At 70.7% G+C, this 19,170-nt stretch carries 21 protein-coding genes; 12 read left to right on the top strand and 9 right to left on the bottom strand.

The window, feature by feature from the left end; translation table 11 throughout:
• Positions 1-35: 35 nt before the first annotated feature.
• Entirely contained in the window at positions 36-947 is a 912-nt protein-coding gene (fdhD, locus tag AB6V29_RS13785; RefSeq protein WP_369359340.1) for a formate dehydrogenase accessory sulfurtransferase FdhD, read from the bottom strand.
• Between the two features lie 300 nt (positions 948-1,247).
• On the opposite strand from fdhD, the gene AB6V29_RS13780 reads away from it, so the two are divergent.
• The 6 genes from AB6V29_RS13780 to AB6V29_RS13755 are packed head-to-tail and all read left to right on the top strand — an operon-like array spanning position 1,248 to position 4,343.
• Positions 1,248-1,730, top strand: coding sequence for an Asp23/Gls24 family envelope stress response protein (locus AB6V29_RS13780; protein WP_267788943.1), 483 nt, complete (start codon positions 1,248-1,250; stop codon positions 1,728-1,730).
• Positions 1,727-1,915 carry a DUF2273 domain-containing protein gene (locus AB6V29_RS13775; protein WP_103207258.1) on the top strand — a complete coding sequence of 63 codons (189 nt, stop codon included), beginning with the start codon at positions 1,727-1,729 and terminating at the stop codon, positions 1,913-1,915. Before AB6V29_RS13780 ends, AB6V29_RS13775 begins: the two co-directional genes overlap by 4 nt.
• On the top strand, positions 1,912-2,304 hold the full coding sequence (locus AB6V29_RS13770; protein WP_369359337.1) for a hypothetical protein: 393 nt from the start codon (positions 1,912-1,914) through the stop codon (positions 2,302-2,304). The genes AB6V29_RS13775 and AB6V29_RS13770 overlap by 4 nt, the downstream gene beginning before the upstream one ends.
• Positions 2,304-2,885: a DUF6286 domain-containing protein gene (locus tag AB6V29_RS13765; protein WP_267788946.1), complete on the top strand. Its 582-nt coding sequence runs from the start codon at positions 2,304-2,306 to the stop codon at positions 2,883-2,885. Before AB6V29_RS13770 ends, AB6V29_RS13765 begins: the two co-directional genes overlap by 1 nt.
• Positions 2,882-3,469 carry a hypothetical protein gene (locus AB6V29_RS13760; protein ID WP_369359336.1) on the top strand — a complete coding sequence of 196 codons (588 nt, stop codon included), beginning with the start codon at positions 2,882-2,884 and terminating at the stop codon, positions 3,467-3,469. The genes AB6V29_RS13765 and AB6V29_RS13760 overlap by 4 nt, the downstream gene beginning before the upstream one ends.
• Before the next feature lie 19 nt (positions 3,470-3,488).
• Positions 3,489-4,343, top strand: coding sequence for an Asp23/Gls24 family envelope stress response protein (locus tag AB6V29_RS13755; protein ID WP_369359333.1), 855 nt, complete (start codon positions 3,489-3,491; stop codon positions 4,341-4,343).
• Positions 4,344-4,414: 71 nt separating this feature from the next.
• Here the strand turns inward: AB6V29_RS13755 and AB6V29_RS13750 are convergent, their stop codons facing one another.
• A complete protein-coding gene (locus AB6V29_RS13750; RefSeq protein ID WP_267788951.1) occupies positions 4,415-4,909 on the bottom strand; it encodes a DUF1990 family protein in 495 nt (164 codons plus the stop codon).
• A gap of 84 nt (positions 4,910-4,993) precedes the next feature.
• Between AB6V29_RS13750 and AB6V29_RS13745 the strand changes: the two genes are divergently transcribed.
• Genes AB6V29_RS13745 through AB6V29_RS13735 form a run of 3 tightly spaced genes read left to right on the top strand, consistent with a single transcriptional unit; the run spans position 4,994 to position 7,258 of the window.
• Complete coding sequence (locus AB6V29_RS13745; protein ID WP_267788952.1) at positions 4,994-5,452, top strand: GNAT family N-acetyltransferase; 459 nt, start codon at positions 4,994-4,996, stop codon at positions 5,450-5,452.
• 49 nt (positions 5,453-5,501) lie between these two features.
• A complete protein-coding gene (glp, locus tag AB6V29_RS13740; protein WP_369359332.1) occupies positions 5,502-6,689 on the top strand; it encodes a gephyrin-like molybdotransferase Glp in 1,188 nt (395 codons plus the stop codon).
• Positions 6,683-7,258 (top strand): molybdenum cofactor guanylyltransferase, encoded by a 576-nt coding sequence (locus tag AB6V29_RS13735; RefSeq protein ID WP_369359329.1) that lies wholly within the window; start codon positions 6,683-6,685, stop codon positions 7,256-7,258. The genes glp and AB6V29_RS13735 overlap by 7 nt, the downstream gene beginning before the upstream one ends.
• Before the next feature lie 12 nt (positions 7,259-7,270).
• Here the strand turns inward: AB6V29_RS13735 and AB6V29_RS13730 are convergent, their stop codons facing one another.
• Positions 7,271-7,834 carry a TetR/AcrR family transcriptional regulator gene (locus AB6V29_RS13730; protein ID WP_369359326.1) on the bottom strand — a complete coding sequence of 188 codons (564 nt, stop codon included), beginning with the start codon at positions 7,832-7,834 and terminating at the stop codon, positions 7,271-7,273.
• A 115-nt stretch (positions 7,835-7,949) separates the two neighbouring features.
• On the opposite strand from AB6V29_RS13730, the gene AB6V29_RS13725 reads away from it, so the two are divergent.
• A complete protein-coding gene (locus tag AB6V29_RS13725) occupies positions 7,950-8,912 on the top strand; it encodes an alpha/beta hydrolase (RefSeq protein ID WP_267788957.1) in 963 nt (320 codons plus the stop codon).
• Positions 8,913-9,049: 137 nt separating this feature from the next.
• Here AB6V29_RS13725 and AB6V29_RS13720 read toward each other — a convergent pair whose 3' ends face one another.
• Genes AB6V29_RS13720 through AB6V29_RS13695 form a run of 6 tightly spaced genes read right to left on the bottom strand, consistent with a single transcriptional unit; the run spans position 9,050 to position 16,903 of the window.
• Positions 9,050-12,001 carry a glycoside hydrolase family 2 TIM barrel-domain containing protein gene (locus AB6V29_RS13720; RefSeq protein ID WP_369359324.1) on the bottom strand — a complete coding sequence of 984 codons (2,952 nt, stop codon included), beginning with the start codon at positions 11,999-12,001 and terminating at the stop codon, positions 9,050-9,052.
• Positions 11,998-12,744 carry a glucosamine-6-phosphate deaminase gene (locus AB6V29_RS13715; RefSeq protein WP_369359322.1) on the bottom strand — a complete coding sequence of 249 codons (747 nt, stop codon included), beginning with the start codon at positions 12,742-12,744 and terminating at the stop codon, positions 11,998-12,000. Before AB6V29_RS13715 ends, AB6V29_RS13720 begins: the two co-directional genes overlap by 4 nt.
• A gap of 2 nt (positions 12,745-12,746) precedes the next feature.
• Positions 12,747-13,643 carry a carbohydrate ABC transporter permease gene (locus AB6V29_RS13710; protein ID WP_210075749.1) on the bottom strand — a complete coding sequence of 299 codons (897 nt, stop codon included), beginning with the start codon at positions 13,641-13,643 and terminating at the stop codon, positions 12,747-12,749.
• Positions 13,640-14,608 (bottom strand): carbohydrate ABC transporter permease, encoded by a 969-nt coding sequence (locus tag AB6V29_RS13705; protein ID WP_267788961.1) that lies wholly within the window; start codon positions 14,606-14,608, stop codon positions 13,640-13,642. The genes AB6V29_RS13710 and AB6V29_RS13705 overlap by 4 nt, the downstream gene beginning before the upstream one ends.
• Complete coding sequence (locus tag AB6V29_RS13700; protein ID WP_307314304.1) at positions 14,605-15,879, bottom strand: extracellular solute-binding protein; 1,275 nt, start codon at positions 15,877-15,879, stop codon at positions 14,605-14,607. Before AB6V29_RS13700 ends, AB6V29_RS13705 begins: the two co-directional genes overlap by 4 nt.
• Before the next feature lie 7 nt (positions 15,880-15,886).
• The gene (locus AB6V29_RS13695) at positions 15,887-16,903 is read right to left on the bottom strand and encodes a carbohydrate kinase family protein (protein ID WP_267788963.1); all 1,017 of its coding nucleotides are present in this window, start codon (positions 16,901-16,903) and stop codon (positions 15,887-15,889) included.
• 131 nt (positions 16,904-17,034) lie between these two features.
• On the opposite strand from AB6V29_RS13695, the gene AB6V29_RS13690 reads away from it, so the two are divergent.
• The gene (locus AB6V29_RS13690) at positions 17,035-17,781 is read left to right on the top strand and encodes a DeoR/GlpR family DNA-binding transcription regulator (RefSeq protein WP_210075753.1); all 747 of its coding nucleotides are present in this window, start codon (positions 17,035-17,037) and stop codon (positions 17,779-17,781) included.
• Positions 17,778-19,118 (top strand): 6-phospho-beta-glucosidase, encoded by a 1,341-nt coding sequence (locus AB6V29_RS13685; protein ID WP_307314309.1) that lies wholly within the window; start codon positions 17,778-17,780, stop codon positions 19,116-19,118. The genes AB6V29_RS13690 and AB6V29_RS13685 overlap by 4 nt, the downstream gene beginning before the upstream one ends.
• The last annotated feature ends 52 nt before the right edge of the window (positions 19,119-19,170 follow it).

Below are 19,170 nucleotides of genomic sequence, written 5' to 3'. Positions count from 1 at the left end.
ACCCTCCGTGGATCTCGGCGCCGAGTCGGTGGCATCTACACACCGAGCGCTGGTCGCCAGCGTACGCTCGCCACCTTCTGGGTGGAGGGGGTTGTGGACGCCGCGGGCTCGGGTACACGGACACGGTCGGCGCGCGTGTAGAGGTTCATACTGTTGCCGCGCACGAAGGCGGCGAGGGTCAGCCCGGCGCGCTCGGCGAGTTCGATCGCGAGAGACGACGGCGCCGAGACGGCGGAGAGCATCGGGATGCCTGCCATGACGGCTTTCTGCACGAGCTCGAAGCTGACGCGGCCCGAGACCTGCAGCACCGTTTCGCGCAACGGGAGCCGATCGTGGAGTACGGCCCAGCCCACGACTTTGTCGACGGCGTTGTGGCGACCGACGTCTTCGCGGGCGACCAGCAGCTCTCCGGTGGTCGCCTCGAACAAGGCCGCACCGTGCAGGCCGCCGGTCTTGTCGAAGGTCTTCTGCTGCTCGCGCAGGCGATCGGGGAACGCGGCGACCTCGTGTGCCGAGACGGACAAGGGGTCGGTGGACACGTCGTACGTCGACACTTTCTCGACCGCCTCGATCGAGGCGGTGCCGCACACCCCGCACGAGCTCGTCGTATAGAAGGAGCGCGCGATGTCGGGGGAAGGCAGGGCCACACCCGGTGCGAGGGTGAGATCGAGGACGTTGTAGGTGTTGCCGTCGGCGCCCCCGGTGCCCGGCCCGCCGCAGTGGATCGCGCGGGCGAAGTCCTCGCCCCGGCTGATCACGCCCTCCGAGACGAGGAAACCGGCCGCGAGCTCGACGTCGTGCCCGGGCGTGCGCATCGTCACCGACAGGGGCGTGCCGGCGACACGGATCTCGAGCGGTTCCTCGACGGCCACGGCATCCGGTCTCTGTCTGTTCACGCCGTCGAGCGTGAGGCGCGTCACGCGACGCGAGGCGGTCAGGCGGCCCATGTCAGGACCGAACCGGAGAGCTGGAGGGGGACATGGGTCGAGCGTACGCCGGGCCTCCGACACCGCGGGGGCTCTTTCGCGACGAATCAACCGGTCGAAGGGATGCCAGCACGAGCCAGCGATGAGAGCGTGCATACGCTCGAGATCCTGCGGCTTCCGGCTATCCGCATTCATGCGAATACAGATCCGCGGAACTTTTTCAAGTCCGACGTGACGATTCCTCGACCCGGTACGTCTTAGTCATGTAGGCCGAAGCGCCCACCCCGGACACCCGGGTCCAGACATTCGAAAGGCACGGACATGGCTGAGAACGCCCCCACCACCCCCGCTGCGCAGAACGTCCCCCAGTCGGCGTCGCGCGTGAACCGTCCGCTCAACGGCCGCGGCCAGGACACTCCCGTCGAGGGCAAGACCTCGATCGCCGAGGGCGTCGTCGCCAAGGTCGCAGGCATCGCGACCCGTGAGGTCGCCGGTGTGTACGCCCTGGGTGGCGGCGGAGCCCGCGCGCTCGGCGCCATCCGTGACGCGATCAACGCCACCGACCTGACGCAGGGCGTCAAGGTCGAGGTGGGCGAGACGCAGGCCGCCGCCGACATCACGATCGTCGTCGAGTACGGCGCCCCGATCCAGGAGGTCGCCGACCAGGTCCGTACCCGCGTCGCCGGTGCCATCACCCGCCTCGTCGGCCTCGAGGTCGTCGAAGTCAACGTCGACGTGAACGACGTCCACATCCCGGGCGACGATAACAACGACGACGACAGCAACGAAAAGCGCGTCCAGTGAGCGCCTCCACCAAGGGCGCTCTCGCCGGCCTGGTACTGGCCCTCAGCGCTCTGATCTTCGGCTTCTGGGGCTTCATCCTCGTCGCCCTCTTCATGGCGATCGGCGTGGTCGTCGCTCGCATCACGGCGGGTGAACTCGACTTCGGCAACATCGTCAACGCCTTCAAGGGTCGGAGCACATCGTGACCACCGTCACCGCTTCCCCCGGGGTCGGCAACCGTACCGCGGTTGCCGGCCCCGGCCTCCCCGCCGGTCGGGTGACCATCTCCGACCGCGTACTGCAGAAGACGGCCGAGCGGGCCGCCGCCGACATCGTCGGAGTGGATGCCAAGAACGTCCGCGTCGAGATCGTCTCGGCCCGCGACACCGCGGCGGTGCGCGTGACGACCCCGTTCCCCGTCCCCCGCCTCGACGACACCGAGGCCGTGCGCGCCGCGACTCCGGTGCTGGAGGCCGCGCGCGTCGCCCAGACCGAGCTGCGCTCGCGTCTGGCCCACCTGTTCGGGCGCGAGATCTCGCGCGTCGACCTCACCATCTCGGGTGCCTCCACCCCTCAGCGAAAGCGAGTGCTGTGATGACTGACACCGTGCTCCGCACCGTCGTGCGTCGCGAGACCCACTCGCCCCGCACCACCGCCATGCTCGTCGTGGTCGCGCTGTTGATCGTCGCCCTCGCGTACGCCGCGGTCGAGATCATCCTCAGCCTCTCCGGTGCCCAGCCCCTGCTGGTCGCCCCCGGTGAAGCGCTGAACGCCGTCGTCGCGGCACCGACCGCGCTCATGCCGGTCGCCTTCATCGTCGGCGGGGTCGTTCTCGCCGTCGTGGGCCTGATCGTTCTCGTCCTCGCGCTCAAGCCCGGCCGCCTCTCGCGCCACGAGATGTCATGGGGAGAACGTGCCGTCGTCGTCGACAACGGCGTCGTGGCATCCGCCCTCGCCCAGCACCTCAGCAACGAGTCGGGCATCGCCCGGGAGGACATCGTCGTGGGCGTCGCCCACCGCTCCGTCGACGTGACGGTTCGTCCCCCGGTCGGCATCCCGGTCGACGAGGCGCAACTGCAGCGCATCGTCGACGAAGAAGTCACCTCGTACAAGCTCTCGCCCGCCGTGCGCACGCACCTGCGCGTGCACCGACCCGACACCGAGGAGTCCCGATGAACGCGACGCGACGCGGTCTGAACCGCTTCCTTCTCTTCCTGGTCGCCGTCGTGCTGCTGGGCCTGGCCGCTCTCGCCCTCGCCGTCGGGCTGCTCCCGGGCGGCACGGACGCCTGGACCTCGGTCATGGGCGGATTCCAGGGCTGGCTCGAGTCGCTGGGCCGTGAGTCCGCGGGCTGGGGCGCCGTCGCCGCGATCGTGGTGCTGGTGATCCTGCTCGTCCTGATCGCTTCGGCCGCCGTGCGCGGTCGCCGCCACGCACCGTTGCAGTCCACCGGCAGCGCGAGCGACGAGGGACGCATCACGGTCACGGATGGGTTCGCCTCCGAAGCGCTGAAGAACGCGCTGGGCGAGCGTGACGAGATCCTCTCATCGCGCATCACCGCTGGCGAGGTCGGCAAGCAGTCCGTGCTGCACGTGGCCGTGACGCCGCGCCAGAACACCTCGCCACGCGAGGTCGCCGAGCACGTCGACACGTTGGTCACGAACCTGGCCGCGATCACGGGCCAGAATCTGCGCGCCTACATCTCCATCCACTCGGGCCTTCGCGCTCGGCTCGCACGCGACAACACTCGCGTTCATTGACACCCCACGAGGAGCCGTCATGACCACCATCGATGCGACCATCGACCCGCCCGACCTGGATGCTGCGGCGACCCTGGCGGCGACCGCCGCAGGCGCGGTTCCGGGGGTTCACTCGCTCGGCAGCCTGGTCGGACGAGCTTCGGATGCCGTTCGTGAGCGGGTCGGTCTCGCCAGCGCCGCTCCGGGGGTGAAGATCGACACCGGTCGTGGCGACTCGGTCACCGCGACCATCTCGCTCGTCATCGACTACCCGCACAAACTGCGAGACGTCGCAGGTGCCGTGCGCACCGCGGTGAAGTCGGCCCTTGAGCCGCTCGGTCGCGGCACCATCGCCGTCGACGTCGTCGTGACCGGGGTCTTCGGGCCGTTCGATCGCGACGTCGTCGAGGAAGCGGAAGAGCGGGCGGATGCCGTCGCCGCCCGCACTTCGGAAGCAGTCGATGACGCGAAGGCCAGGGCGAAGGATGTCGCGGGTCGCGCGTCGGCGGCCGTCGACGCCGCACGCGAGAAGTCGAAGGACCTCGCGGCCAGTGCCTCCGAGACCATCGACGCCGCCGTATCGCAGACGAAGGACGTCGCCGCGGGAGCCGCGGCCGCCGTGGGCGAGACGGCCCGCCAAGCGCGCGAGCGCGTCGTCGCGGCCGACGCCGAGTCCGACGTCGTCGCCGCGGATCGCGTGACCGAGGGCCTCGAGCCCGAGCGTCCCGGCGCATCCGTCGGAGATCGCACGGACGTGAGCGACGTCGTCGCCGAGGCTCTCGAAGACGCCGCGATCGACATCGCGGTCGCCGCTGACGAGGTGCGTGCCGGCGAGCAGACCCCGGCGACGGACAGCGTGCGGTCGGTCGCCGACGGCGACCGTCCTCGCTCCTGACCCCGGCCGGAGAGCCACGGGCCCCGCTTCGGCGGGGCCTTCGGCGCGTATACGGCGGACCGAGCGCGGGGTCAGCGGGCGTCGAGCGCGCGCAGGTAGCGCTGCGTCATCCAGGACTGCACCCGCCGACCGACCGGAGCGCCGAGGCGCGTGAACCAGCGCCCCGGTGACGAGAACGCGGCGATGGCGAAAACCACCTCGCCGGAGGGCATGAGCGTGAGGGTGAAGCGTTCCTCACCCCGTTCGGGATGTCCCGGCAGCGTGCCGTAGGCGAAGCCCGCCGTGGTTTCGGTCCGCTCGGCCCAGACCACCAGGCACGGAATGCGCACGCTCAGGATGCCGAGCCCCAGGCGCATCGTCACGTGCGAGCCCAGCCGCATCGGCGTCTCGGACACCTCGACCCGGGCCCCCGCCCGTCGCTGCGCTTCGCCGGCGAGCAGGGCGTCGGCGGCCGCTGCGAAGTCGTCCGGGCCCCTGCCGATCACGCGCCGCGCGCGAACGTGGTGGTAGCCCGGCGGCATGTCGCCCGCGGTCGCGCCGACCTCGTCGTAGGTCACCTCGTCCATGGGGCCACGGTATCCGGGTGGGATCCCTCGCCGGCTGGGGTTGCAGAGACCGCCGGTGTCGGAGGGGGCTGAGAGGATGGCCGCATGATCGAGTTCCGCGAGGCGCGCCCGTCCGACATCGACGCGATGGTCGAGGTGCAGAACGCGATCTACCGGGCTGGCTTGCGGTCGGGGGAGTCCGACGCGGCGTTGGTCGAGGAGCGGTACTTCGACGCCGAGCACTCGATCGCCTGCACCGTGGCCGACCGCGACGGGGCGGTGGTCGGCTTCCAGTCCCTGAAGCGCGCCTGGCCCGGCAACCCCTACGGGGTCGAGCAGGGATGGGGCATCATCGGCACCCACATCGACCCCGAGGTGGGGCGCAGCGGAATCGGCCGAAGTCTCTTCGCCCGTTCGCGCGCCGCCGCCGAAGCCGCGGGCCTTCGCCACATCGACGCGACCATCGGTGCCGACAACGCACCCGCGCTGGCGTACTACGCCGCGATGGGATTCGTGCCCTACCGCGACGGCGACGAAGCGATCCCCCACCGCTTCGACCTCTGACCCGCGCCTACGCTGAGGGCATGCTTTTCTCCCTCTGCGGGTCGGCCGCGTGATCGACGTCGCCGAGCACCTCGTCGCGGTTCTCGAGCAGGTCGTTCCGCTCGCGCCCGAAGCGCGGGCGGTGGCCGCTGCCCGCGGCAGAGTGCTGCGGCATCCCGTGTTCGCGAACGTCGACGTGCCCGGCTTCGACAGCTCGGCGATGGACGGATTCGCGGTGCGCGACCTCACCGTGTCCGCCACTCTGCGCGTGGTCGCCGATCTGCCCGCGGGCACCGAGCTGGATCCGCGATTGGATGCCGGCGAGGCCGCGCGCATCATGACGGGAGCGCCCGTACCGACCGACGCCACGGCGGTCGTTCCGTTCGAGGACACCGCGCGCGGGCTCGCCGGGGGGCTGGACGCGGTCACGGTGCTCGCCGCTCCGCGCGAGCCCGGGGCGCACATCCGTCGCCGCGGCTCGGACGTGCGGGCGGGGGAACTGGTCGTCTCCGAGGGGGTGCGCCTGAACGCCGCCCGGCTCGGCGCGATCGCTGCCGCGGGAGTGGGGACGGTCTCGGTCTCGCGTGCGCCGAAGATCGCGATCGTGTCGACGGGCTCGGAGTTGCGACCCGCGGGCGACCCGCTCCGCCGCGGTCAGATCCCCGAGTCGAACAGCGTGCTGCTGGCAGGCCTCGCCGAGGAATCGGGTGCCGAGATCGTCCTGCGCACGAGCGTCGGTGACGAGGGCGACGGGCCGCGTCAGGCCATCGCCGCCGCCGAGGCGGCCGGAGCCGACATCGTGGTGTTCTCGGGGGGAGTGAGCGCCGGCGCGTACGAGGTCGTGAAGAACACCCTCGGCGACCTCATGCGCTTCGACCGCGTGCGCATGCAGCCGGGAAAGCCCCAGGGCTTCGGACGCACCCCCTCGGGCACGCTGCTGTTCGGTCTGCCCGGCAATCCCGTGAGCGCCGCGGTGTCGTTCGAGCTGTTCGTGCGCCCGGCACTGCGCGCCCTCGAGGGCGACGCCGATCTCGGTCGTGAGACGCTGCGTGTCGCGCTCGCCGAGGGGCGCCGGGCGCGGCCGGGCCGTGTGCAGTACGTGCCGGTGCGCCTCGACCGCTCCGACGCCGCGCGATGGACGGCCATGGCGACCGCGCACGGAACGCGCGGCCTCGGTGATGCCGACGGGCTCGCGGTCATCCCGCCGAGCGAGCGCGACCTCGCCGCCGGCGAGCTGGTCACGGTCACGCGATGGTGAGCGTCGACGCCATCCTCTTGGCCGGGGGACGGGCTTCACGACTGGACGGGGCGACGAAGCCGATGCTGCGCGTGGGCGGGCGGACGTTGCTGCATACGGCGGTGGACGCGGTCCGAGCGGCCGGTGCTCGACGCGTCGTCGTCGTCGCCCCGGTTCTCGACGATGCGCTCGAGGTGACCTGGACGCGAGAAGATCCGCCGTTCGGCGGCCCCGTCGCCGCGATCGTCGCCGCTCTCGGTGACGTGGATGCCGAGGAGGTCTTCGTCCTCGCCTGCGATCTTCCGACGGCCGGTCCGGCGGTGGCGCTTCTCTCCGGTCCGGTCCCCGACAATGCGGACGGCGCGTGTCTCGACGACGGTCGACACCAGTGGCTCATCGGCCGGTACCGGACGGCCGCGCTGCGGGCGGCGGCATCCGGTGTCTCGGAGGGCGGGCGCGACGCGTCCATGCGGGCGCTCCTGGGCGGGCTGAGGGTGGAGTCGGTGCGGGCCGACCCCGCGCTGACGCGCGATATCGACACCTGGGAAGACCTGCGGAAGGTCGCACCGGACGGGTTCTCGTCGACCTGACGGCCGCCGTCGTCAGCGGCTGCCGTGTGCGAAGGCGGCGTCGATGAGCGTCGACGCGGCCGCGCGTGCGGCACCGGCGGCCTCGGATGTTCCAGCGATCGCGGCGGTGGTCTGGGCGCCCTCGGCGAGGATGGCGAGCTGGGGTGCGAGGAAGGCCGGAGCGCCCGCCGCCTCGACCAATTGCCCGACATAGCGCTGAAAATCGGCCTTGTGCGCGCGCACCGCGCGGGCGACGCCGGGGTTGGCGGCTCCCAGTTCGCCGAAGGCGTTGATGAAGCCGCAGCCTCGGAAGTCCGCCTCGTCGAACCAATGCGCGAGGTAGTCGTAGACGGCCAGCAGCCGTTCGCGGGGGTCGTCGATGCGCTCGACGGCGTCGGTCACCCCGTCGGTCCACATGCCGTGGCGTTTGTCGAGGACCGCGACGATCAGGTCGTCTTTGGCGGGGAACTCCTTGTAAAGGGCTCGGAGGGAAACCCCGGCGGTGTCTCGAACGCTATCCATCCCCACCTGGCCGATGCCGCGTGTGTAGTACAGGGCGTCGGCGGCATCGACGATGCGGTCGCGGGTCTCGGTCATGCGTGCAGTCTACTTGACATGAGAACGGTCGTTCTCTACGGTCGGAGCAGAGAATGAGAACGATCGTTCTCGCACACCCGCTTCGCAGAACCGTCGTCAAGAAGGAGCCCCGACCATGTCCGGAAACCCGCACGAGATCGCCCTCGAACCCGCCGCACAGCAGTTCGTGGATGCCACCAGCGAACCGCCCTTCCTGTACCAGCTGCCGCCGGCCGAGGGACGCGCCGCCGTCGACGGCGTTCAGGACGACCCCATCTTCAAGCCCGAGATCGACGAGGAGTGGATCGAGGTGCCGGGTGGCCCGAGCGGCTCGGTGAAAGTCCGCATCGTCCGCCCGAAGGGCGCGATCGGAGTGCTGCCCGTCGTGATCTACATCCACGGCGCGGGCTGGGTCTTCGGCGACGCGCACACGCACGATCGTCTCGTGCGCGACCTCGCGGTGGGAACCGGAGCCGCAGTCGTCTTCCCCGAATACGACCGCTCGCCCGAGGTGCGGTACCCCCACGCGATCGAGCAGGTGTGGGCGACCGCCCAGTGGATCGTCGCCGAAGGGGAGTCGAAGGGCCTCGACGCGGCGCGCATCGCCGTCGCGGGCGACTCGGTGGGCGGCAACATGTCCGCGGCGCTCACCCTGCTCGCGAAGGAGCGCGGCGGCGTCGACCTCGCCGCGCAGGTGCTGTTCTACCCGGTGACCGACGCGGCCTTCGACACCGAGTCGTACCACCGCTTCGCGGAGGGCTACTTCCTCTCGCGCGACGGCATGAAGTGGTTCTGGGATCAGTACACGACCAGCGAAGACGACCGCGCCCAGATCACGGCGTCGCCGCTGCGTGCCACGCTCGATCAGCTCGCGGGACTTCCGCAGGCGCTCGTCATCACGGCCGAGGCCGACGTGCTCCGCGACGAGGGCGAGGCTTATGCCGCCAAGCTCCGTCAGGCGGGCGTGCCCACCACCGCCGTCCGTTACCAGGGCATCGTGCACGACTTCGTGATGGTCAACGCGCTGCACGACACGTATGCGGCGCAGGCGGCGATCGCTCAGGCCGTCGCCTTCCTGTCGAAGGCGCTCGCGGCGTAACGCCGACCGGCCCGGGCTGCGCTGTCGAGCGTGGCCCGGGCCCCGACCGGTCGTCGTCACCCCCGACGGCATGCCGTCGGCCACCCGCTGGTGCACTGCCGGGGACGAGAAACGCGCACCACGGCGCCCCTGTCGGGCTATTCGAACACCACCGTCCACGACACCGCCCGCGGCCACAGCGCGTGGCGCGGCAGCACATCGGGGCCGCACGCCCGCGAGCCGAGACCGTGCTGGGCGGCGTCGAGGTACAACCAGAGCCCCCTCGACGGCGGCAGTTCGTGCGCGTGCGCGACGCCGGTGCGCTCCTGGGCGGTGTGGCGGTCGAGCTGGAACCCGGGCAGGCCGGTCGAACCCGACGCGACCGCGCACAGGCGCAGGGGACCGAGATCGAGCGCGCGCAGGCCGGGGCGGTGCCCGGTCTCCTGCGGGCGGCCGTACGCGACGCCGAGCTCGTCGACGGCGGCCTCGAAGCGGCCGACGTACGCGGCCTCGGCGCTATCGCTGTACGACTCCGTCGGTCCCGTGCCGAACCAGCGCACCCGCTCGTCGGCGAGGGCGCCCGGCAGGCCGATGCGTGCGCCGACGCGCGGCCAGGTGCAGTCCCACGGGCCGAACGGGCGGATGTCGGTGTGCAGCCGCAGCCCGTCGCCGTCGAGGCGCCACGCGAACGTCGTCTCGATGCCTTGCGCGCTATGCGCGGCCATCGACCGCACGCGCTGCACGAGACCCTGATCAGTGCGCTCGACCGACAACACGCGGTGCTGCAGACGGTCGAGGCCGCGTTCGAGCCACCGCACCGACGACGCCGGGGTGCTCTCATCGCCGCGACCGTCGGTGAGCGCCGGGTCGGCGGTCTCGTACGAGCCCTGACCGTCGAGCTGGTCGTTCTCGGTGGGGGCGCGCCACAGTTCGGGGAGCGGCCCCGACACCTCCAGGTCGCGCCAGCGCACGAGGCCGCCGCGGCGGTCGAAGACCGCGTCGCCGAGCGCGTCGCCGCGCCAGCCGCCGGTCGACGCCTGTGCCAGGCGCAGGGGAGCGGCAAGCATCTGCGCCTGCGCGCGCGAGACGACGTGCCCCGGCGGGGCCCATGCGCATTCCTCGCGCAGCGCGACCTCGAGGGTCGTCCAGCGCTCTGTCGTGGCATCCGGAATCTCGGGCACTTCGATGATGCTCTCGGCGCCGGGGGCCAGCGTCGGCAGGTCGAGGGCGCCCGAGGCGACCCGGATGCCGTCGTCCTCGACGCGCCACCGCAACTCGAGGTGCCCGGTGTCGAGCGTGTGCTGCCGGTTCCGTACGCGCCAGGAGCGCTCGCCGAGGTGCTCGAGCGTGACCGGGGCCCACACCGCGGCGAGCTCGCCGAGGCCGGGAGAGGGCGTGCCGTCCGAGAGCACGAGGCCGTCCATCAGATAGACGCCGTCGTGCACGGGCTCGCCGAAGTCCCCGCCGTAGGCGAAGAACTCGACGCCGTCGGCGGTGCGGGTGCGGATGCCGTGGTCGCGCCACTCCCACACGAACCCGCCGTGCAGCCGCGGGTACAGCTCCACGAGCGACTCGTAGTCGGCGAGCGAACCGGGGCCGTTGCCCATGGCGTGCGCGAACTCGCACAGCACGAAGGGCTTCGCCCGCTGGCGGGCGCCCTCGGCGGGGCCGATCTCGTGCACGGGCATGGTCTGCTCTCCGCAGACCGAGGCGATCTCCTCCAGAGTCGGATACATGCGCGAGTACACGTCGGTGTACGCCCCGCCGTAGTCGCCCTCGTAGTGGATGGGGCGCGAGTCGTCGCGCTCGCGGATCCACCCGGCCATCTCGGCGAGGTTGCGCCCGGTGCCCGACTCGTTGCCGAGCGACCACATCACGACGCTCGCGTGGTTCTTGTCGCGCTCGACGGTGCGGCGCACGCGGTCGAGGCACGCCGCGCGCCAGGCGGGGTCGTCGGCGGGGTTGCCCGTCCACTCGACGTCCCAGAAGCCATGGGTCTCGAGGTCGCACTCCAGCACGACCCAGAAGCCCAGCTCGTCGGCCAGCTCCAGCACCCGCGGATGCGGGGGCTGATGCGCGGTGCGGATCGCGGTGATGTTGTGCCGGCGCATGAGCGTGAGCTCGCCGCGCACGTAGTCCTCATCGAACACGCGGCCGCGATCGGGGTCGGTCTCATGACGGTTCACGCCGCGGAAGATCAGCGGGCGACCGTCGGCGAGCAGCCGGTCGCCGACGATCTCGACGCGGCGGAAGCCGACGCGCAGGCGCACCGTCTCGGCATCCGTCGACACCTCGACGTCGTACAGGCGGGGGGTCTCGGCCGTCCACGCGTCGACCGCGGGGATCGGGAGGGGGGCCACCGCGCCCTCCGAGGCCCACGTCGCATCGACGCCGAGCTCGGGCACCCGCACGCTCACGGGCCAGCCGCCGCGGGGGCGCACGTCGAGGATGCCGGCGCCGGTGGCGGGGTCGCGGTCACCGCGCACGAAGACGTCGTCAAGGCCGTTCGCGGGCCGGCCCTGGAGCGAGACGCTGCGGAAGATACCGGGGAGCCACCACTGGTCCTGGTCTTCGAGGTAGCTGGCGGCCGACCACTGGTGCACGCGGACGGCGAGCACGTTCTCGCCGTCGACGAGATGGTCGGTCACGTCGAACTCGGTCATGAGCCGGCTGCCGGTGAACCAGCCGATCTCGGTGCCGTTCACCCACACGGTCGCGAGTGACTCGACGCCCTCGAAGCGCAGCAAGGTGCGGCCGCCGGGGCAGAACGAGGGATGCCACTCGAAAGTGCGGCGGTGATCGCCCGTGGGGTTCGCGTCGGGCACGTGCGGGGGATCGAGCGGGAACGGGTACCGGATGTTCGTGTACGTCGGGTGGCCGTGACCGTGCAGACCCCAGTGCGAGGGCACGGGAAGGCGATCCCACGCCGCGACGTCGGCCTCGACGGCCGCGAACGGGGGCGGACCGTCGAGGTCGTCGCCCGGGTCGGCGTCGTGCAGCAGGAAGGCCCAGTCGCCGTCGAGGCTCTGGACCGGGGCGTCGGATCGCAGCCAGGCGCGCGGGGGCAGTCGGCTGTCGGATCCGGGGGCGGTGTCGCCGAGGTGGGTCATCGGTTTTCTCGGAGGGCGTCGGGGTCGGCCACGACGGTGACGTCGGGATGCCGTTGCAGGAACGAGGCGGGGTTGTCGGCGGTGACGGGGCCGGTGAGGGCGGATCGCAGGGCGGCGGCCTTCGCGGAGCCCGCGGCCACGAGCACGATACGCCGCGCCGAGAGGATCGTCGCGACGCCCTGGGTGAGAGCGTGCGTCGGCACCTGGGTGAGGTCGCCGTCGAAGTGCTCGGCGTTGGCGCGACGCGTGCTCTCGTCGAGCTCGACCACGCGCGTACGGGTCTCGGCATCCGAACCCGGCTCGTTGAAGCCGATGTGGCCGTTGCGGCCGATGCCCACGACCTGCACGTCGACGCCGCCGGCCTCGGCGATCGCGCGCTCGTAGGCCGCGCCGTCGGCGTCGGTCGAGCCGCGGGGCACCCGCACGTTCTCGGCCGGGATGCCGAGCGGCTCGGCGATCACGGACCGCACGTACGCGGCGTACGAGCGGGGGTCGTCGGTGCTCAGCCCCACGTACTCGTCGAGGGCGAACAGGCGCAACCCCTCGGTGCGGAGCCCCTCGGCGCGGCGACGGACGAGCGCGGCGTAGAGCGCGAGCGGCGACGACCCGGTGGCCACGCCGAGCACACCGTCGGAGGCGATGGTCGCCACGATGTCCGCCGCGACCTCGCCGATCTCGTCGGCCGCGCACGTGACGACGCGCGTGGACGGGGAGACGGGGACCAGGTCGGGACGAAGGGTCACGCTCACTTGATCGCGCCCTTGGCGATGTCGCCGATGAACTGGCGGGCACCGATGAGGAACACGATGAGCAGTGGCAGCACCGCGAGCAGGGCTCCCGCCATGACCATGCCGTAGTCCTGGCCGAACGCGGTGTTCAGCTGGGCCATCGCGACCTGCAGCGTCACCTGGTTGGGGTTGGTCAGCACGACGAGCGGCCACAGGTAGTCGTTCCACGCGGCGATGAACGTGAAGATGCCGAGGAAGCCCAGGCCCGGGCGGATCAGCGGCAGGCACACGGTGAACCACTGACGGAAGAAGCCCGCGCCGTCGAGCACCGAGGCATCCATCAGCTCGTCGGGGATCGACGACACCATGTACTGGCGCAGCCAGAAGATGCCGAACGCGTTGGCGGCCGCGGGCACGATCAGCGCCTGCAGCTGACCGACCCAGCCGAGGTTGGTCATGGTGATGAACTGCGGGATGACGGCGAGCTGCATCGGCAGCATGAACGTCACGAGCGTGATCGTGAACAGCGTGCGGCGCAGCGGAAACTCGAACTTGGCGAACGCGAAGGCGGCGAGCGAGTCGAACACCAGCACGAGGAACGTCACGCTGCACGCCACGATCACCGTGTTCAGGAGCGAGCCCGCGAAGTCGATCCGGGTGAACACCGCCCCGATGTTGTCGAACAGGCGGGGCCCGGGGACGAACGTCGGCGGCGTGGTGTAGATGTCGCTCGTGGAGTTGCTGGCCATGACCACGAGCCAGTACAGCGGGAAGAGCGAGATGAACGCGCCGGCGCTGAGCACGCCGTAGAGGAGCACACGGCTCGGGGTCACCTTGCGACGACGGCGAAGCGGCACGCCGGCGGTCGTGATGTGCTCGGTGATCGTCGCGGGCGGAGGCGTGGTGACGGTCATGCGCGGGCCTTGTCTTCCTTCTTGCCGGCGGTGAAGCGCCAGCTGATGATGGTGAAGATCACGACGATGAGGAACACGCCCCACGCGATCGCGGCGCCATACCCGAAGCGGTTGTAGCTGAAGGCCTGCTGGTAGAAGTACAGGACCATCGTCAGACCGCCCTGGCCCGCACCGCCGCTGTTCGGGTTGGTGGTGCTCGAGCTGGCCGTCAGCACCTGGGCCTCGGTGAAGCTCTGCATGCCGGTCACGGTCGAGACGACGAGCACGAAGATGATCGTCGGGCGCAGAAGCGGCAGCGTGATCGAGAAGAAGCTGCGGATGGGGCCGGCGCCGTCGAGCTTGGCGGCCTCGTAGACCTCTCCTCCGATGGACTGCATGCCGGCGAGGAAGATGATCGCGTTGTACCCGGTCCACTGATACGTGATGAGGATCGAGATCGTCAACTGGATGCCGAAGGGCGTCGACAGCCATTGCACCCCGGGAAGCCCGAGGGCGTGCAGGAAGGAGTTGGCGAGGCCGAAGTTCTCGCCGAAGATCGAGCCGAACAGCACCGCCATCGCCACGACCGAGGTGATGTTCGGCACGAAGTAGGCGATGCGGAAGGCCGTGCTGAAGCGCACGGCGTTGTTCAGCATGGCGGCGACGGCGACCGCGATGATGAGCATCGGGAACGTCGACAGGACGAAGATGACGAAGGTGTTGCGCACCGACAGCCAGAACGTGGGGTCGGTGAAAAGGCGGGTGTAGTTGTCGATGCCCGTCCACTTCGCAGCCCCCAGCCCGTTCCAGTCCTGGAACGACAGAACGAGCGAGTAGGCGGTGGGGAAGAGGCCGAAGCCCAGGAAGAGCAGGAAGAAGGGGGCGATGGCCACGTACATCGGCCAGTGCCGGATCAGGCCCCGGCCTCGGGGGCGCGCGCTGGGGCGCACCCCCGAGGCCGTCATGACGCGCGTGGCGGATGTCACTTAGAGCGCTCCCAGACCTGCTGGGCGGCGGTCAGAGCGTCGTTCCAGGCCTGCTTCGGGTCCTTGCCCTGCGACTGCACATTCGTCAGCTCGGTGATGAAGGGGGCCTGCAGCTCGTTGTCGATCGGGCTGGTGTAGCTGATCGGCATGTTCTCGGAGGCCGTCTTGAAGACGTCGGTGGTCACCTGGTCGCCGAAGAACGGGTCGGGCTGCTGCAGGGCAGGCTGGCTCAGTGCCGCGGTCGAGGACGGGAAGTTGCCCACTTCGGTGTACGTGGTGGCCTGGTTCTCGGCGTCGAGGAGGTAGTCGATGATCTTGATCGCTTCGTCCTTGTTGCCGGTGGCGGCGGGAATGGTCAGGAACGAGCCGCCGATGTTGGCCGGGCCGCCCGGCATCGCGGTGACATTCCACTTGCCCGAGGTGTCGGGGGCGTTGCTCTTCATGTCGCCCTGGTACCAGGCGGCGCCGAGCAGGGTCGGGAGCGAGCCGTTGTTGACCGCGGCGGCCCAGTCGGGGCTGCCGTCCTGGATGCCGGCGACCAGGCCGAGCTCGTTCGCCTCGATCGCGGTGTCCCAGGCCTTCTTGACCTGGGCACTGTCGCCGAGGAACTCGCCGTCCTGCGAGACCATCTTCGTCTCGCCCTGACCCATGACCTTCGTGAACACGTCTTCCATCGAGACCTCGAGGTACGCGCCGGTGGCGGCCTTGAGCTTCTTACCGAAGGCGAAGTAGTCGTCCCAGGTCTTGGTGGCGGCGGCGACGGCGGCCGGGTCGGTGGGAAGGCCCGCCGCGGCAAGCACGTCGGTGCGGTAGTACAACGCGGTGGGACCGATGTCGGTGGGCAGGCCGATGAGCTTGCCGTCGGGAGTCGTGGCCTCGGCGAGCTTCCAAGCGGGGAAGTCGGCGAGCTTGTCGTCGATACCGAGCGTCTTGAGATCGGTGAAGAGGTCGGCCTGCTGCAGGAAGTAGGGCATGTCCTCGCCCTTGATCCCGGTGATCGAGGGGATGCCGCTGCGGCCGGTGAACACGGTCACGAGCTTCTGCTTCACGTCGTCGCCGATAGTCGTGACCTCGAGCTTGGCGTCGGGGAACTGGGCCTTGGCCGAGTCGACGACGCTCTCGCCGAGGCCGCCGGGCCAGGTCCAGAGGGTCATCGGGCCGTCGGACGAGCCGCCGGCGCCGCCAGAGCAGGCCGAGAGGGAGACGGCGGCGACGGCGGCGACGGCGACGGTGCCGAGCGCGCGTCGATGGCGCGGGGTGAGGGTCATCATGGGTGGGTCACTCCTTGATTCGGGTGCGGTGTGAGGGCGGGGCGTCGAAGGGCGATGCGCCGTCGTGCAGCGCGGCGCGAAGGAAGGCGAAGCGCGCCGGGTCGGCGGCCGCCGGGTGAGCGTCGAGCCAGGGGAGCAGCTCGTCGAGTCGGGGAGCAGCGGCCGCGCCGCCCGGGCGCGACACGGTGATGGCGGCGACGAGCGTGGCGAACTCCACGCGCTCGCGCAGTGACCAGGCCGTGAGCTCGGCGGCGGCGAGGGCCCCACCGAAGACGTCGCCGGCGCCCGTGGCATCGACGAAGTCGATGGCGACGGCGTCGATCTCGACCTCGTCGCCCGCCGCCGCGTCGACGGCGATGGCACCGTGGCCGCCGCGGGTGACGACGGCGAGGGGGACGCGCTCGGCGAGGGCGCGGGCGGCCGTGCGGGCGTCGTGGGCGCGGGTGTAGGCGCGGGCCTCGGCCTCGTTCGGGAGGAACGCGTGGCAGCCGTCGAGCACGTCGAGGGCCGTGGCATCCCACCGCTCGTCGGCATCCCAGCCGATGTCGGCGAACACTTTGGTGCCGGCCGTAGCGCGCTCACGTACCCACTCCGATACCGAGTCGTCGATGTGCAGGGCTGCCACGGGAGTGACGGGGGCATCCTGCAGGAGGGATGCCAGGGGGGCGGCGGGACGACCGCCCGTGACCAGAGCGCGGTCGCCGTCGTAGTTCATCGCGGCGGTGACGGGCAGGTTCCAATCGGTGCGCGCGCGGACGCCGTCGATGATGCCCTCGTCGGCCAGACGGTCGCGCACGAGTCGAGACATCGGGTCGGCGCCGGCGTCGGCGCAGAGCATGGTGTCGACGCCGAGACGGGCGGCGGCGATCGCGTAGTTCGCGATGCCACCGGGACCCCAGCCGAAAGCCGGTGTCCAGTGCTCCTCACCGAGGCGCGGGGCTGAGGCGAGGTCGGCGAAGACCAGATCGAGAAAGAGCTGCCCCGCCGTCAGAAGGCGAGGGGTGGGACCGGATGCAACTGTCATCGGCCCCTCCTCTCTTCGGTGACGACCGGGGGCGTTGCACCGTTTATAGCACCGAGCAATCATGAACGCGCAAATTTTTGCGTGTAAACATTTTGTTACTGAGCGATTTTGAGCGCTATGGTGATCGAACCATGAAAGACGTCAGAGATCGCGAGATCCTCCAGCACCTTCGTTCCGCCCGAGCGGCCACGGTCGCGGAGCTCGCCGAGGCCACCGGCTCGAGCATCGCCACGATCCGCCGCGATCTGCAGCGCCTCGACGACGCGGGGCTCCTCCGGCGCACCCACGGCGGTGCGGTGATGAGCGAGGGCGACGCCCCGTTCGCGACCGTCGAGCCCGTCAACCGCGAGGGCAAAGAGCGCATCGCGCGGGCTGCGGCCGCGACCATCCGTGACGGTCAGGCCGTCATCCTCGACGTCGGAACGACGACGCTGCAGCTCGCCCGTCTCTTGCGCGGCCGCGCGGTCACCGTCATCACGAACAACCTGGCGATCTACGACGTGCTGCGCGACGAACGCGAAACGCACCTCGTGATGCTCCCGGGCGATTACGATCCGGTCTACCGCAGCGTCGCCGGCCACCTCACGACCGAGTCGCTGCGTCTGATCCGTGCCGACCACGCGTTCCTCGGCGTCAGCGGTATGTCTCCCGAGGGCGACCTGCGCGACACCACGCTCGCCCAGGTCCCGATCAAGCAGGCCATGCTCGCCGCGTGCGACGCGGCGACCGTCCTCGCCGACCACAGCAAGTTCCCCGGCAGCGGCGCCGGGCGTATCGCCCTGCCCCTCGCCCTGCGGCGGCTCATCACCGATGCGCCGCTCGAGGGCCCGATCGTCGAGTCCCTGGGCCGACGGAATGTCGAGATTGTGACCGCATGAAGCTTGCCATGATCGGTGGCGGAGGATTCCGCACCCCTCTGGTCTACCGCGCCCTCCTCCTGGACCGCGACCCCGGACGCGTCGACGAGGTCGCCCTCATCGACACCGACGGCACCCGGCTGCGCACGATGGCCCGCATCCTCGAAGATCAGGCCCGCGACTTCTCCGACGCACCGCGCGTGAGCGTGCACACGGATGCCGAGGAGGGCCTGCGCGGCGCCGACTTCGTGTTCTCGGCCATCCGCGTCGGCGGCATGGAAGGTCGGGCGGCCGATGAGCGCATCGGCCTCTCGCACGGGGTCATCGGTCAGGAGACCGTCGGCTTCGGCGGCATCTCTTACGCGCTGCGCACGCTGCCGGTGGCCATGCGGCTCGCCGAGCTCATCCAGCGGGTCGCCCCCGATGCGTGGGTCATCAACTTCACCAACCCCGCCGGCGTCGTCACCGAGGCCATGGGTCGTGTGCTCGGCAAGCGCGTGATCGGTATCTGCGACTCACCGATCGGCCTGGCCCGTCGCGCGCTCGGGGCTCTCGGCATCCGGGACTCCGCTGACGTCGAGATCGAGTACGCGGGTCTCAATCACCTCGGCTGGCTCACCGCCCTGCGCCGCGACGGCGTCGACCTGCTGCCCGAGCTGCTGGCCTCTCCCGAGCGCATCGAGTCGTTCGAAGAGGGTGCGCTGTTCGGCGCCGACTGGATCCGCACGCTCGGCGCGCTGCCCAACGAGTACCTGCACTACTACTCGTACCGCCGCGACGTGCTGCAGGCCGACCAGTACGCGGCGACCACCCGCGGGCGGTACCTGCTCGACCAGCAGGCCGGGTTCTGGGATGCCGCGGCGACTGCCCCGCACCCGCACGCGGCGTGGGAGGCCTGCCGCCACGAGCGCGAGGTCACCTACATGGCGACCAACCGCGACTCCGCCGGCATGGGCGACCGTGACGAGGAAGACCTCGTCTCGGGCGGCTACGAGAACGTCGCGATCGCGCTGATGCGCGCGATCGCCTACGACCAGTCGGCCCGTCTGATCCTCAACGTGCCGGGCGGCGGTGTGCTCGCCGGTCTCGACGACCAGGCCGTGGTGGAAGTCCCGTGCATCGTCGGCGCCGACGGCCCGCGGCCCATCGAGAGCGCGGCCGTGCCTGCTTTCGGCCTCGGTCTCGTCACCACGGTGAAGTACGTCGAGCGGCAGACCATCGAGGCCGCGCTCACGGGTTCGCGCGCCGCCGCGCTGCGCGCTCTCGCCCACCACCCGCTCATCGACTCGGTGCGGGTGGCCCGTGCCCTCCTGGACGACGCCGGCTCCAGCTTCGCCGACCTGTCGTACCTCCGCTGACCCGGGGGTGCGGTTCCGCCCCCCACGGCGCCGCACCCCCGCACCACGTCAC

Origin of the sequence: Microbacterium sp. 20-116 (genome assembly GCF_041079415.1) — a bacterium.
In the GTDB taxonomy this organism is placed as follows: domain Bacteria; phylum Actinomycetota; class Actinomycetes; order Actinomycetales; family Microbacteriaceae; genus Microbacterium.
The sequence above is the reverse complement of the archived record's forward strand: the minus strand, read 5'-3'. Positions and strand labels throughout refer to the sequence as shown.

What these genes read in the sequence shown, in the direction of transcription:
- fdhD (WP_369359340.1), bottom strand. Translation starts at nt 947, where the DNA reads ATGGGCCGCCTGACCGCCTCGCGTCGCGTGACGCGCCTCACGCTCGAC.
- AB6V29_RS13690 (WP_210075753.1), top strand. Translation starts at nt 17,035, where the DNA reads ATGAAAGACGTCAGAGATCGCGAGATCCTCCAGCACCTTCGTTCCGCC.
- AB6V29_RS13750 (WP_267788951.1), bottom strand. Translation starts at nt 4,909, where the DNA reads ATGGACGAGGTGACCTACGACGAGGTCGGCGCGACCGCGGGCGACATG.
- AB6V29_RS13685 (WP_307314309.1), top strand. Translation starts at nt 17,778, where the DNA reads ATGAAGCTTGCCATGATCGGTGGCGGAGGATTCCGCACCCCTCTGGTC.
- AB6V29_RS13725 (WP_267788957.1), top strand. Translation starts at nt 7,950, where the DNA reads ATGTCCGGAAACCCGCACGAGATCGCCCTCGAACCCGCCGCACAGCAG.
- AB6V29_RS13730 (WP_369359326.1), bottom strand. Translation starts at nt 7,834, where the DNA reads ATGACCGAGACCCGCGACCGCATCGTCGATGCCGCCGACGCCCTGTAC.
- AB6V29_RS13780 (WP_267788943.1), top strand. Translation starts at nt 1,248, where the DNA reads ATGGCTGAGAACGCCCCCACCACCCCCGCTGCGCAGAACGTCCCCCAG.
- AB6V29_RS13700 (WP_307314304.1), bottom strand. Translation starts at nt 15,879, where the DNA reads ATGATGACCCTCACCCCGCGCCATCGACGCGCGCTCGGCACCGTCGCC.
- AB6V29_RS13755 (WP_369359333.1), top strand. Translation starts at nt 3,489, where the DNA reads ATGACCACCATCGATGCGACCATCGACCCGCCCGACCTGGATGCTGCG.
- AB6V29_RS13710 (WP_210075749.1), bottom strand. Translation starts at nt 13,643, where the DNA reads ATGACCGTCACCACGCCTCCGCCCGCGACGATCACCGAGCACATCACG.
- AB6V29_RS13745 (WP_267788952.1), top strand. Translation starts at nt 4,994, where the DNA reads ATGATCGAGTTCCGCGAGGCGCGCCCGTCCGACATCGACGCGATGGTC.
- AB6V29_RS13720 (WP_369359324.1), bottom strand. Translation starts at nt 12,001, where the DNA reads ATGACCCACCTCGGCGACACCGCCCCCGGATCCGACAGCCGACTGCCC.
- AB6V29_RS13765 (WP_267788946.1), top strand. Translation starts at nt 2,304, where the DNA reads ATGACTGACACCGTGCTCCGCACCGTCGTGCGTCGCGAGACCCACTCG.
- AB6V29_RS13735 (WP_369359329.1), top strand. Translation starts at nt 6,683, where the DNA reads ATGGTGAGCGTCGACGCCATCCTCTTGGCCGGGGGACGGGCTTCACGA.
- AB6V29_RS13760 (WP_369359336.1), top strand. Translation starts at nt 2,882, where the DNA reads ATGAACGCGACGCGACGCGGTCTGAACCGCTTCCTTCTCTTCCTGGTC.
- AB6V29_RS13695 (WP_267788963.1), bottom strand. Translation starts at nt 16,903, where the DNA reads ATGACAGTTGCATCCGGTCCCACCCCTCGCCTTCTGACGGCGGGGCAG.